10 protein-coding genes are annotated in these 13,532 nt (G+C 38.2%); 6 read left to right on the top strand and 4 right to left on the bottom strand.

What is annotated here, in order from left to right; all coding sequences use genetic code 11:
• Window positions 1-114 precede the first annotated feature (114 nt).
• The 6 genes from ACEXOE_RS18225 to ACEXOE_RS18200 all read left to right on the top strand — a co-directional run bounded on the left by ACEXOE_RS18225 (window position 115) and on the right by ACEXOE_RS18200 (window position 9,011).
• Entirely contained in the window at window positions 115-2,244 is a 2,130-nt protein-coding gene (locus tag ACEXOE_RS18225) for a carboxy terminal-processing peptidase (RefSeq protein WP_394750282.1), read from the top strand.
• Between the two features lie 250 nt (window positions 2,245-2,494).
• Entirely contained in the window at window positions 2,495-4,687 is a 2,193-nt protein-coding gene (locus ACEXOE_RS18220) for a peptidase domain-containing ABC transporter (protein WP_394750281.1), read from the top strand.
• A 1-nt stretch (window position 4,688) separates the two neighbouring features.
• A complete protein-coding gene (locus ACEXOE_RS18215) occupies window positions 4,689-5,981 on the top strand; it encodes an HlyD family secretion protein (protein ID WP_394750280.1) in 1,293 nt (430 codons plus the stop codon).
• Window positions 5,982-6,167: 186 nt separating this feature from the next.
• Window positions 6,168-7,763 (top strand): vitamin K epoxide reductase family protein, encoded by a 1,596-nt coding sequence (locus ACEXOE_RS18210; protein WP_394750279.1) that lies wholly within the window; start codon window positions 6,168-6,170, stop codon window positions 7,761-7,763.
• A 136-nt stretch (window positions 7,764-7,899) separates the two neighbouring features.
• Window positions 7,900-8,058, top strand: coding sequence for a hypothetical protein (locus ACEXOE_RS18205; RefSeq protein WP_394750278.1), 159 nt, complete (start codon window positions 7,900-7,902; stop codon window positions 8,056-8,058).
• Between the two features lie 152 nt (window positions 8,059-8,210).
• Window positions 8,211-9,011 (top strand): DNA/RNA non-specific endonuclease, encoded by an 801-nt coding sequence (locus ACEXOE_RS18200; protein WP_394750277.1) that lies wholly within the window; start codon window positions 8,211-8,213, stop codon window positions 9,009-9,011.
• Here the strand turns inward: ACEXOE_RS18200 and rodA are convergent.
• The 4 genes from rodA to mreC are packed head-to-tail and all read right to left on the bottom strand — an operon-like array spanning window position 9,008 to window position 13,460.
• Entirely contained in the window at window positions 9,008-10,288 is a 1,281-nt protein-coding gene (gene rodA / locus ACEXOE_RS18195; protein WP_394750276.1) for a rod shape-determining protein RodA, read from the bottom strand. The two genes, ACEXOE_RS18200 and rodA, sit on opposite strands and share 4 nt — an antisense overlap.
• The gene (gene mrdA, locus ACEXOE_RS18190) at window positions 10,278-12,146 is read right to left on the bottom strand and encodes a penicillin-binding protein 2 (RefSeq protein ID WP_394750275.1); all 1,869 of its coding nucleotides are present in this window, start codon (window positions 12,144-12,146) and stop codon (window positions 10,278-10,280) included. Before mrdA ends, rodA begins: the two co-directional genes overlap by 11 nt.
• Window positions 12,143-12,652, bottom strand: coding sequence for a rod shape-determining protein MreD (mreD, locus tag ACEXOE_RS18185; protein ID WP_394750274.1), 510 nt, complete (start codon window positions 12,650-12,652; stop codon window positions 12,143-12,145). Before mreD ends, mrdA begins: the two co-directional genes overlap by 4 nt.
• Entirely contained in the window at window positions 12,642-13,460 is an 819-nt protein-coding gene (gene mreC, locus ACEXOE_RS18180) for a rod shape-determining protein MreC (RefSeq protein ID WP_394750273.1), read from the bottom strand. The genes mreD and mreC overlap by 11 nt, the downstream gene beginning before the upstream one ends.
• Between the last annotated feature and the right edge of the window lie 72 nt (window positions 13,461-13,532).

Below are 13,532 nucleotides of genomic sequence, written 5' to 3'. Positions count from 1 at the left end.
TGACCTTGCCCGAAGACTGGCATGGTTTTTTCAGTATATTAGGGGATTCATACCTTTATCAAAGACATGGGTGTGGAAATCTAGAGAATTAAACAATCTAAATAAAAATTTCGCATGAGGAAGAACTTGGCCATTGGATTACTGGCAATGTTGGTTGCGGTAGCATCGTGTAGTTTTACGAATAAATCATTTGAAAATAACGATAAGGATAAGCTGCTCATTGATTTGATCAGTTATGTGTTGAAAGAGGGGCATTATGATGCCAAAGAGATCGATGACGATTTTTCCGTAAGTGTTTTCGAAGATTTTATCGATCTTTTGGATCCTACCAAACGCTATTTCCTGGAAGAGGATATCGCCGATTTTGAAAAATATAAATTTCAAATCGATGATCAAATAAAAAATACGGATATCACCTTTTTTGATTTTGTCCACAAACGTTTGATCAAGAGAATGGAGGAGGCAAAATCCATTTATAAGGACATCTTATCTGAGCCTTTCGATTATACCAAAAAAGAGCAAATTAGTTTAGAATATGACGATCAACCTTTTGCAACTTCCAAAAAAGAATTGAGGGAAAGATGGAGAAAGCAATTGAAATATGCGACCATTGGAGACTATGATTTGGAATTGGACACCAATGAAAAGAAAAAGGAAGAAGATGCATCCTATAAATCGCTTAGCGTTGAAGAAATGGAAATGGCGGCTAGAGAAGCTACCAAAGGAACGTTGGATGAATTTTTTGATTTTGTCGATGATTTGGAGCGAAAAGATTGGTTTGTACAATATATCAATACCATCGTAGATGAATTTGATCCCCATACTTTTTACTTTGCCCCTAGGGATAAGGAGAAATTTGACACTAGCATGTCCGGATCTTTTGAAGGGATTGGTGCGCGTTTGCAAAAGCGAAAAGATCAAACCAAAATTGTAGAAGTTATTTCTGGAGGTCCTGTATGGCGCGACCAGAAAATTGAGGTAGGGGATGAAATTTTAAAAGTAGGTCAAGATGGAGAGGATCCTGTTGATATTGTCGGAATGCGTTTGGATGATGCCATTGAATTCATTAAAGGCCCCAAAGGCTCCGTTGTGCATTTAACCATAAAGAAAGTAGATGGTTCTATTGAGGTGATTTCAGTTACAAGAGATATTGTAGTACTGGAAGAGTCCTATGCCAAATCTGCAAATGTGATCAAAGGAAAGGAAAAATTCGGATTGATTAATCTTCCCAAGTTTTATGTAGATTTTGAAGACTATACCAAGAGAAATGCGGCAAGTGATATTGCAAAAGAAATAGAGCGCTTAAAGCAAGAAGGTATGGAAGGGCTTGTGCTTGACCTTCGTGATAATGGAGGAGGTTCTCTACGTACAGTGGTAGAAATGGCCGGGCTGTTCATCAAAGATGGTCCAGTGGTACAGGTACGATCTGCGGGTGAGCGAAAAGATGTATATGACGATCGCGATGAGCGTATCCAATGGGATGGTCCCTTAGTGATTTTAGTGAATGAATTATCTGCTTCTGCCTCAGAGATATTGGCAGCGGCCATGCAGGACTATAAAAGAGCGGTTATTATTGGAAGCAAACAGACTTTTGGAAAAGGAACAGTGCAGAATGTATACCCTCTGAACAAAATGTTGAGAAGTAACGAACATGGAGATTTAGGCGCCTTAAAATTGACGACACAAAAATTCTACCGTATCAATGGTGGGTCTACACAATTGAAAGGTGTGGAAAGTGATATCGTGGTTCCAGATCGCTATAGCTATATTGATATAGGTGAACGAGATCAGGAAAACCCATTGGCTTGGGATAAGATTTCACCTGCAGACTACGAAGTTTGGGATGGATATATCGATTTTGAAAAAACTATTGAGGATAGTCAAAAGCGTATGGCGTTGAACCCTCAAATAAAGTTGATTGAAGAAAATGCAAAATGGATCAAGGAACAACAAGATGAAAATTTGGTGTCCTTGAACTATGAAGACTTTAAGAAAGAAGAAAAAAAGTTGGAAGAGAAAACCAAGTACTTTAAGAAGTTGAGCGAGTACGATTCCAAACTTACTTTTGAATCCTTGAAATACGAAGAAGAATTGTTTACAAAGGATTCTACATTGCGTCAGAAGCGCAATCGTTGGCATAAAGATCTGGCCAAGGACGTGTATGTAGAAGAAGCGATCAATGTTTTACAAGATTTAAAAATCAACAATATTAGACCTAATAAGTTGGCTAGCGTAAAAGAATAGTTCTTCTAATCCAAATTCATTGAACAAGAATAGGAAGCCTTTACTCTAGGAGTAAAGGCTTTTTTAGTATATGCTTCACAAATACAAAGTACGCCTCGTATTTGGGAAGACTATGATTTGTCTGCGATTTTATGCTAAAAAAAAGAAAAATTTATAGGATTTTTCTTTTTTATAATTAGATTTATACTGTAAGTGTTTTTTGTGTAGAGGAGGATGTTGTAGCACTTAAAAATCATGTCAGAAAATTTAAATGTCAAAAAAATTTCCCTTTTATAAACAAGCAGATTTTAAAGACTGCGGCCCCACTTGTTTAAAGATCATTGCCAAATTCTATGATAAGAATATTGCCATACAAGAACTTCGGGACCTGAGTGAGACGACGCGTGAAGGTAGCAATCTGCTGAATCTAAGTGAGGCCTCGGAAGCCATCGGATTTCGATCTTTAGGGGTAAAGTTAAGTGTCAATGCTTTGGAAGAAGCGCCGTTACCTGCGGTAGTGCACTGGAACAAAGAACATTTTGCAGTGCTCTACAAAATAAAGAAAGGCACCTATTATATTTCGGACCCGGCACATGGATTGATCTCCTATACCCAAGAGGAATTTATTAAGCATTGGATAGGGAATAACGCCAATGCAGATACGGAAGAAGGTATTGCCTTATTGGTGGAACCGACTCCTAAACTATACAAAACCGTTTTTGAGGAAGAAGAAGAGGGGTTTGGTTTTTCCTTTCTTTCTAAATACATCTTTAAGTATAAGAAATTTATTTGGCAATTGGTGATCGGCCTTCTTGCGGCCAGTTTATTACAATTGATTTTCCCATTTTTGACACAAAGTGTAGTCGATGTGGGGATTAAAAATCAGGATATTAACTTTATTTACCTGATTTTATTTGCGCAATTGGCACTCTTTATCGGGCGAACGGCGATCGAGGTGATTCGGAGCTGGATTTTATTGCATTTAAGTACCCGAATCAATATTTCCCTAGTTTCTGACTTTTTCATTAAGTTAATGAACTTGCCCATCGCTTTCTTCGATGCTAGGATGACCGGAGATATTTTGCAACGGATCAATGACCATAAACGTATAGAACGTATTTTAACGACCTCATCATTGAGCGTGTTGTTTTCTATGGTGAACCTTGTTGTATTCAGCTTTGTGTTAGCGTATTACAGTTTGCTGATTTTTGGGATTTTTGCTGCGGGAAGCTTTTTTTATTTTTTATGGATCATCATCTTTTTGAAGAAACGGAAAGATCTGGATTACAAACGCTTTTCCCAGGTGAGTCAGGAGCAAAGTAAAGTCATTGAACTGATCAATGGAATGCAGGAAATAAAACTGCATAATGCGGAGAAACAAAAAAGATGGGGGTGGGAATTCCTGCAGGCACGTTTGTTTAAGATATCCATAGAAGGTTTGGCCTTAGAACAATATCAAAGTGTGGGGTCGCAGTTTATCAATGAATTAAAAAATATACTGATTACCGTGCTTTCGGCTAAATTAGTGATCGATGGCGATATCACCTTGGGAATCATGTTGGCGATCAGCTATATTGTGGGGCAATTGAACTCTCCTATTTCACAGTTGATCAATTTTATTCGGGAAGTACAGGATGCCAAGATTTCTTTAGATCGTCTGTCCGAAATCCATAATAAGGAAGATGAAGAAAAAAGGGGAGATCGGAAAATAGAAGAGCTTTCCAAAGATTTGGATTTTACCTTACAAAAGGTATCCTTTCGATATAGCGGCTCGGATCAGATGGTCCTCAAGGATTTAGACCTAAAAATACCTGCAAATAAGATTACGGCTGTTGTTGGTGTAAGTGGGAGTGGAAAAACAACCTTAATGAAGTTATTACTGCGTTTTTATGAACCTAATAAGGGAAGTATTAATGTTGGGAATCATGATATCCGAAATATTTCACAGAAGACCTGGAGGAGAAATTGTGGTGTAGTCATGCAAGAAGGTTATATTTTTAATGATACTATTGCCAATAATATTGCCGTAGGAGAAGATTATGTAGATAAGCAAAAATTGGCCCATGCGGTAGACGTCGCCAATATCAAAGAATTTATAGAGACCTTGCCACTGTCTTACAATACAAAGATCGGTATGGAAGGTGTTGGGTTGAGTACGGGGCAAAAACAACGCTTGCTTATTGCGAGAGCGGTATACAAAAATCCCGATTATCTGTTTTTCGATGAGGCTACTTCGGCATTGGATGCAAACAATGAGCGGGAAATTATGAATAAACTGGATATTTTCTTTAAAAATAAAACGGTAGTGGTCATCGCCCACCGCTTGAGTACCGTAAAAAATGCGCATCAGATTGTGGTGTTGGACAAGGGGAAAATTGTTGAAATAGGAAATCATGAAGCGTTGATTGCACAGCAAGGAAATTATTATAATTTAGTAAAGAACCAATTAGAATTAGGAAAGTAATATGCCTGAAGCCTTAGAAGATATAGAATTGAGAAGTGAGGAAGTACAGGAGATACTTACTCGGGTGCCACAATGGATGATTCGCTGGGGAAGCACCCTGTTTTTGGTACTGATTATTTTGGTGTTGGCCATTACCTGGTTTGTAAAGTATCCCGATATCATAGGGGCAGAGGCCAAATTGACTACGGAGATACCTCCGCAAAAAGAATATGCCCAAATAACGGCTAAAATTGATAGTATTTTTGTGCAAGAATCCCAGCATGTTTCGGAGAATACTATTCTGGCGGTTTTGGATAATACGGCCAATACCCAGGATGTGTTTTATCTAAAGTCTATTTTGGATACCATCTCCATCAAGAATAGAGCTATTGAATTTCCATTGGACGAATTGCCCATTTTATTTTTAGGGGATATCGATATTGCCTATGCCAATTTTGAGAACAGTTATGCGGCCTATATTTTAAATAGGGACCTACAACCTTTTTCAAATGATGCCCTTGCCAATAAAATTTCCATTTCCGAATCTAGGGGAAGGTTGGAGAGCCTAAGAGCGCAATATGCTTTGAGCGAGTCAGAACTTGAGTTTAAAAAGAACGAGTTGAAACGAAGCGAATCCCTTTTTGACAAGGGTGTAATATCCCAACAAGATTATGAAAATAAGCAATTGGAGATTTTAACGGCAGAACGCAACTTAAAGAGTATGGGGGTTTCCATTTCCAATATGCGGGAGGCCATAAGTAATGCGCGTAAAACAGCTACGGGAACCGAAATTACGAGAACAAGGGAGGAGACCCAACTATTGAAAACTACTTTTCAAGCGTTCAATCAATTGAAGAAAGCCGTGCGCGATTGGGAAAACAATTATGTGCTGAAATCTGAAATAGAAGGTACAGTCTCCTTTTTGGGGTATTGGAACAAAAATCAAACCGTAACCGCAGGGGATCAAATTTTTACTATTATTCCTTCGGAGAATTCAAATTATATCGCCAAACTAAAAGCACCTTCTCAGAATTCGGGGAAAATAAAACTGGAGCAGGAAGTGAACGTGAAATTACAGAATTTCCCAGAAACCGAATTTGGGGTCTTGAAAGGAAAAGTAGCCTATATTTCTTTGTTGCCAGATAGCGAAGGTTTTTATTTGGTAGATGTGTCCCTTCCCAAAAAATTGGTAACCAGTTATAATAAAGAGATCGTATTTAAACAGGAAATGGCGGGTACCGCAGAAATTATTACGGAGGATCTTCGTTTGCTGGAACGCTTTTTTTATCAGTTTAAGGATATCCTTAGTCGATGACTTCAAAAATAATAAGTAGATAAGTACTTGAAAAAGAGTCGTTTTGAAAAGAATTGGATACTTTTTTAGCTATACATAACTATTTTATGTATAGTTCCTACATTTTACAGTTATTTTTTCGTACTTTGAAGTGCGAATAAAACCCATTTATTAGAAAATGCTATGAATAATGAGTTGTTTATTATCTTGAAAAAGTTTCTAAAACAAGAGAAATACCAAATCAATTATGAGGAACTGGAGCTACAATTATTAAGTCATCCTTCCTTTCCTAGTTTACATTCTGTAACCGGAGTCCTGGACCATTTCAATATTGAAAATGTCGCTTTGGAAGTCCCCACAAATATGGAGATTTTAACGCAATTGCCGGAAAGTTTTATTTCCTTGGTGAGTGCACAAAAGCATTATGTCATTGTCAATAAAAAGCGAGATGCTGTGGAACTGATTTACGGTAATGGAGATAAAAAAAAGCTGACTAATGCGGAATTTTTGGAAGAGTGGAGTGGTATTCTGGTTGCTGTGGAAAAAGTAAATACCCATGCCACTGGGAACCAATCAGAAGCTAATACAGGGATATACACGCTGTATGGTTTAACAGCTGTCCTGGCCTTAGGAGTTTTCTTCTTTAACGCTTCCAGCCTATTTCAAGTACTCCATTTCTTTCTAACTGTTGCGGGACTTGTAATTAGTGCTTTGATTGTTCGGCACGAATTGGGATTTAAATCCAAGATTATAGATAAATTATGTACCGGAAAGGAAACCGCAAGTTGTGAGTCTGTACTGAATTCAAAAGGAGCATCTTTGTATAAAAATGTGAAGTTGAGTGATTTGGGATTTGTGTATTTTGCCATGACTTTCTTGACTTGGTTTTCAGGAGTTTTCTTTTCAAATACACCTTATGTTATAGTGGCGCTAACACTATTTAGCCTCCCTATTACCATTTATTCTATCTATTACCAATGGCGTATTGTAAAGCAATGGTGCCCGCTCTGCCTTGGTATTGTAGGGGTACTATGGCTTCAGGGTGCAAGTTTGTTTTTCTATGAAAATCCAATTTCAACTTATCAGTTCCAAGTAGGGGAACTATTCTTTTTTGCTCTAAGCATTTTTGTGGCTATTTCTTTTTGGACTTTTGTGAAACCACTGTTGGAAAACCGACAAGAATTGAAGAAGAATAAGATTGTTCATTATAAATTCATTCGAAATTTTGAATTATTCTATACGCTTTATAATAAGGAAAAAGCAAAGACCACAATTTCCCAAGATACGGCAAAAAAGGAAATCGTATTGGGAAACGAAGATGCTTTAGTTGATCTTACATTGGTCACTAACCCGGCCTGCTTCTATTGTAAAGAAGCGCATATGGACATGGAAAAAATCCTAGAGAAGGATGCTAAAAATGTTCGATTGACCATTCGTTTCAATATTAGCACCCAGGATAAAGAAAATAAAGCCTATCTCGTGGCTTCCCGCTTGTTGGAAATTTACCATTCCCAATCTTCGGAAACCTGTACTATGGCATTACATGAAGTTTATGAAGAAAATGCCGACTTGGAAAAATGGTTGGAAAAATGGGGGAAAACCACAGTTACTTCTTTTGATGCGCTCTTGGAACAACAGAAAAACTGGTGTGCTGAGAACGACCTGAACTTTACACCTGCCTTATTGCTCAACAATAAAATATATCCCAAGATATATGACCGGTCCGATGTAGGTTACTTCATAGAGGATTTAATGGAACAAGCATCCGAACCCATAGAAGAGGTAATAGCAGAAAATCAATAAAAAATACATAGACAAAACGCCTTCTGTCATAGGACGGAAGGCGTTTGTTGTGAACAATATCTTCTCGCGAAAGATGGACACAAACCTTGAGTGTCCCTAAATGTTCAAGGCCAATATAATTATAAATTTTAGTAAGATGAAAAATTTAAAGAATTTAAATGGCGTAAAACTTTTGAATAAAGAAGCGCAAAAGGAAGTTTCCGGAGGTTTTGGATGTCCTGTTTTATTTGGCCCCTGTGATATAGGTTTTGAATGGAGCACTGCCTTATGTGGTTGCGTGCCCTCATGTGATTAGGTCTTTGGGTCCATGTCTAAAAATTAGAATTGGACAATTAAACCTATTATAGTTCATTGATAATGTCCGGATGTTTTCCGGACATTATTTTTATTATAAACAGTAGTAGGCGTTATGTCCTGACCTCATAATATTGACTATTTTTGAATAGGATGAAGAAAAAAACACTTTATACGGTTTTGATGATTACCTGTGTCATTGGTTTTTGGCTTTTTGACAACTTTTATACTCCGGCAACCTATACCGAAGCCAATGGCAAGAGCAATTCTACGGAAATACCATTAAAATTTATACCGAGTACCAGATCGGGAACTATAGTTCATCATCAATACTTTTCGCTTTCTTATGCAGAAAGGTATGAACAGGCAGAATGGGTCGCCTATAAACTCACCAAAGAACAGTTGACTTATGATGATCGCAAACGCCCTTATTTTATAGAAGATCCCAAAGTAAGCAGTAAATCTGCTGATTGGAGAAATTATAGGGGTTCTGGTTATGATCGCGGGCATTTATGCCCAGCCGGAGATCGGCGTTTTTCGGACTATGCCTATAAAGAGACATTCTATACCAGTAATATCAGCCCTCAAAAAAACGATTTTAATGCAGGTATATGGAATCGTTTGGAACAAAAGGTGCGTTACTGGGCCAAACGATATAAAACGGTCTATGTGATAACAGGAGGAGTTTTGGAAAAAGGATTGCCCAGTATTGGAGAAGAAGATGTTGCGGTGCCGCAGCGGTATTACAAAATCCTTGTAAAAGAAGACAAGGGACATATTGACGTATTGGCCTTCCTATTCCCCCATAAAGAAAGTACAAAGCCTTTGCAGGAATTTGTTGTTCCTGTGCATCGTCTAGAAGGTTTAACGGGAATCGATTTTTTTGAAGCAATGCCAGACCATCTCCAAGAAACTTTGGAAAAGCAAAGCCGAATTGGCTCGTGGAAATTTTAAAAACGTTCGTTCAATCGATTGGCATCCAACTTGATGAAGATAAATAGCAAGATGGTGAAAAAGATGAGACCTGATCCCCCATAACTAAAGAAGGGGAGTGGAATTCCAACGGTGGGCAACATCCCAATTACCATTCCGATATTAATGAAATAGTGCACAAAAAGTACGGAAATAACCCCATAACCATACATTCTACTAAAGGGGTTTCGTTGCCGTTCTGCCAAAGAAATCAAGCGTAAAAAAAGTAGGGAAAATAGCAATACTACGGCCGTAGTTCCCAAAAACCCCCATTCTTCCCCCACCGTACTGAAAATAAAATCAGTATGCTGTGCTGGGACAAAATCTCCTTTGGTACGCGTGCCCTCTAAAAATCCTTTTCCAAAAAAACCTCCGGATTCAATAGCCTGCTCTGATTGATAGGTGTTGTATCCTATGGTCTTTCTGATTTCTTCCAACTTCTCAGGGTCTTTTTCCAGACGTAGCCATAAGCTAAAACGGTCTCGGTGGCGTTGTTCAAAAACATTATTGAACACAAAATTTACCGATAAGGAAAAAACAATGGAAATTATAAAGAAAGCCGCCAATGGAAGCACAGGAATTTTAAATTTACGTCGTTTTAGAAGGAAAATCAGAGCGATCAAGAGGGTCAGCCCAATACTTACCCATACGGTGCCGAACATTAAAGTGGTAACAAAAACTAGAATGGTCAAAATGCCGAGGCCCAAATAAAACAACGGTACCCCTTCTCGAAACAGCACAAAAATAAGGGCAAAGAAAACCAAAGCACTTCCAGGGTCGGGTTGGGGGATAATCAATATGGCAGGAATTAAAATAATCAAAAAAGCGTACAACTGATCTTTTTTCCGCCGAATATCGGTCTGGATATCACTGAGGTATTTGGCTAAGGCCAAGGCGGTAGCTACTTTAGCAAATTCTGAAGGTTGTAGGTTAAAAAAGCCCAGATCATACCAAGAAGTAGCTCCTGCAATGGTTTTCCCAAAAACAAACAAACCCAGTAAGGAAGCCATGGAGCCGAGATAAATGAGACTGGAAAAGCGCTCATAAAAGTTGGCCTCTACTCCTAAAACAAGGACAATGCAGACCGTACTTACGCCGATAAAGAAAAATTGTTTCCCATATAATTGTCCAAAATCAAATATAGAACTTCCTTCCGTAAACGTACTGGAATAAATATTGACCCATCCAATAGCAACCAATAAGAAATAAATGAAAACTGTAAGCCAATCAATTTGTTTCAGCGTGCTTTTACCAGACATATTCGTTTATCTTGAAAGGTTCCCCGCTATAGGGTTTGGCATATTCATGTTCCAAGGTTTTTTCCAACATACGCTGTTCAAGATCTTTGCGGGTAATTTCACCTTTAATATACTTTTCAATAAGCAAAGAAGCTATATGGCCTGCATAACGGGATCCGTAATAGCCATTTTCAATATATACTGCAATAGCAATCTTGGGATTGTCCACGGGTGCAAAAGCCACAAATACAGAGTTATCGGTCAATTGAGTCTTCACCCCATCGATTAAGGTGTAATTTTCTACCGTACCTGTTTTACCCGCGATGTCAATGCCTTCTACTTGGACCCATCTTCCCGTTCCTTTTTTGTAAACATCGAACATGCCTTGAATAACAGGCTCAAAATACTTTTTGTCGATCGTAGTATGTTTAGGCGTGGTATACTTTTCATTATCAATAGGTGTATTATCCACTTTTTTAAGCACATGAGGGGTAAAATAGTATCCTCTATTGGCAATAGCCGCAGTCATATTGGCCAGTTGAATAGGGGTAACATTAATTTCTCCCTGTCCAATGGAATTGGAAATAATATACGAAGGCACCCATACATTATCGCCATGCGCTCTGTCGTAATAGGCCGTATTAGGGATAAGCCCAGGCCTTCCAGTAGGAAGGTCATAACCTAGGTAACTCCCAAGCCCAAAACTTTTGACGTGTTTTTCCCAAACATCCATACCTTCATCCGTAGTAGGAAATTTGTCATATATTTTACGAAAAGTAGTTGCAAAATAGGCATTACAAGATTTGTATATTCCCGAATTCATATTGCGTATCCCACCTCCGCAATGACAACCTCTCTTAGTTCTGCCCACATAGAACCCATTTAAACAACGGACAGTGGTATTTGGATTAATCACTTCTTCTTGCAGACCTATAAGGGCATTCATAATTTTAAAAGGAGATCCCGGAGATCCTTCCGCAGATAAGGCTCTATCAAAAAGCGGTTTGGCTATGGTATCATAATGTAATTTGCTATAATTTTTGGAGCGTTCCCTACCCACCAAAAGAGAAGGTTTATAGGTGGGGCCGGAAATCATGGCCAGTATTTCCCCAGAGCTAGGTTCAATGGCTACAATGCCACCACGTTTGCCATGCATTAATTTTTCCCCGTATTCCTGGAGTACCTTGTCCAAAGTTACCTGGATTTCCTTTCCCTGCTCAGGAAGGGTATCATATATTCCGTTCTTGTAGGGACCAATAACTCGATTAAAACGGTCTTTTTGAATATGCTTTACGCCTTTTCTGCCTCTTAGAATTTCCTCATATTGCTTTTCTATACCTGTACGGCCCTTTAATTCACCAGCTACATAGGCCGGGTTCTTGATCAAATCGCGTTCATTGACCTCACTGATATATCCAAGCACATTGGCGCCACTATCGGTATCATAATAGCGCAGCGATCTTTTTTGAATATAAAAGCCCTCGTATTTTCGCATTTTTTCCTGAAGTCCTGCGTAGTCCTCTTTGGACAATTGTGGAACCAAAACAGAAGGGAGCCTTGGGGAGTACACGCGTGCCTTGCGCAATTTCTTTATAAAAGCCTCTTTTTCAATACCCAATAAACCACAGAATTCCAAAGTGTCCAAGGGTTTTACTTCCCTAGGGATAACCATAACGTCATAAGCCGGTTGGTTGGCCACTAAAAGCTTTCCGTTACGATCATAGATATAACCCCGCTCCGGATAATCATATACTTTTTTTATGGCTGTATCGTTCAATACCTGATCCGGTGAAAAACTAAAAATTTGTAAATAGGACAGCCTCCCGATAAAGGTAATCCCAATGATAATGATAATGGACGATAGCAGAAGTTTCTTCATTCTTTTTTAACGCTAAAAAGGGTACTAAACAATATACAAACCACTAAAGACAGCGAAGTGGTAGCCACAACTTTCTTCAAAATTAACAGGATATTTGACAAATTGAAAATTTCTAAAGAAAAGAAAATCAAATGATGTACTATTAGTAATAACGCAAGAAATGTAATTTGTTGTGCGGTGGTTGTATTACTTAACTTAAATGTTTGGAATTCAAAATTAACACCAAAACAAAATCGCATGATTACGGGTCTAAAATAGGCTATGGTCACGGTAGCGGCGGCATGTATTGCCATGGTATCGGAAAATAGGTCAACCATAAATCCTAGTAAAAAACCCAGTAAGATTAAAACTGCTTTATTTTCTTTAATCGGATACCAATACAAAAAGAGCACGTAAACCATGGGATTGATATAGCCCAGAAAATTAAGGTTGTTGAACACAAGCACTTGCACGAGTACTAGTAGTACAAAACGAATGACATTGATAAAGTAAAAATTATTGGTCATTTTTTATCTCCTCTTCCAGTTGTAATATTTCGGGCCTATTGATATTGTTGATGATATACACGTTTTTAATATTGGCCATATCATTAAACAGTTCAATGTCTATGCTGTACAGGCTTTTGGAACTGTTTAGGTCAAATTTCTTGATAACGCCAATATCTATATTTTCCGGAAAAATACTGGACCTTCCCCCGGTGACAATAGTGTCTCCTATATGAAGTGGAACCAATCGGGGAATGTCTTCCAATTGCACCACATTATAGGCTTCAGTGTTCCATTTTAAAGAACCGGAATAATCGGTATTCTTAATTTTTGCATTAATGTTGGACTTGGTATTTAAAATACTTTGAACCCGCGCAAATTTGGCAGAAGTACCTTCAATGATGCCGAGAATTCCTTTGGAAGTAATCACGCCCATATCTTGCCCGACAGAATCATTCTTTCCTCTGTCAATAGTAATATAATTCATGTTGGCCGCATAACTGTTGTTGATGGCATGGGCAGGCATGACTGTAAAATTGATTTTAGTCGTATCAATTTCCATACTATCATTTAGGCCATTATTGAACAAAAGCCTGCGTAGACGTGTATTCTCCTCTACAAGCTTTTGATTTTCTTTCCGTAATCCAAAATAAGAAGTAATATTACTTGAGGTGTTGTAAATTCCTCCGGTCACAAAGTTGGCCGAATTAAAAAATTTGGATTTGTGATAGGAATGCGAATGAAAGGTGAACCCTAGGGCAATGGATAATAAAAAGACATAAAGCAAAGAGATTTTATATCTTAATAAAAAGTTGATTATCTGTTGCATTCACCTTCCTGTTCTTCCAGTTAACTATAACAATACCTTAAGTGCTAAAATGTACAGAGCCATCACGCAAGG

Origin of the sequence: Spongiimicrobium salis, assembly GCF_043678055.1 — a bacterium.
Taxonomy (GTDB): Bacteria; Bacteroidota; Bacteroidia; order Flavobacteriales; family Flavobacteriaceae; genus Spongiimicrobium; species Spongiimicrobium salis.
Note: the sequence above shows the minus strand (reverse complement) of the source record. Positions and strands in the feature narration are given on the sequence as shown.

Excerpts from the sequence above, each read along its gene's own strand:
- ACEXOE_RS18200 (WP_394750277.1), top strand. The coding sequence starts at position 8,211 with ATGAAGAAAAAAACACTTTATACGGTTTTGATGATTACCTGTGTCATT.
- ACEXOE_RS18205 (WP_394750278.1), top strand. The coding sequence starts at position 7,900 with ATGAAAAATTTAAAGAATTTAAATGGCGTAAAACTTTTGAATAAAGAA.
- mreC (WP_394750273.1), bottom strand. The coding sequence starts at position 13,460 with ATGCAACAGATAATCAACTTTTTATTAAGATATAAAATCTCTTTGCTT.
- mrdA (WP_394750275.1), bottom strand. The coding sequence starts at position 12,146 with ATGAAGAAACTTCTGCTATCGTCCATTATCATTATCATTGGGATTACC.
- ACEXOE_RS18220 (WP_394750281.1), top strand. The coding sequence starts at position 2,495 with ATGTCAAAAAAATTTCCCTTTTATAAACAAGCAGATTTTAAAGACTGC.
- rodA (WP_394750276.1), bottom strand. The coding sequence starts at position 10,288 with ATGTCTGGTAAAAGCACGCTGAAACAAATTGATTGGCTTACAGTTTTC.
- ACEXOE_RS18225 (WP_394750282.1), top strand. The coding sequence starts at position 115 with ATGAGGAAGAACTTGGCCATTGGATTACTGGCAATGTTGGTTGCGGTA.
- ACEXOE_RS18215 (WP_394750280.1), top strand. The coding sequence starts at position 4,689 with ATGCCTGAAGCCTTAGAAGATATAGAATTGAGAAGTGAGGAAGTACAG.
- mreD (WP_394750274.1), bottom strand. The coding sequence starts at position 12,652 with ATGACCAATAATTTTTACTTTATCAATGTCATTCGTTTTGTACTACTA.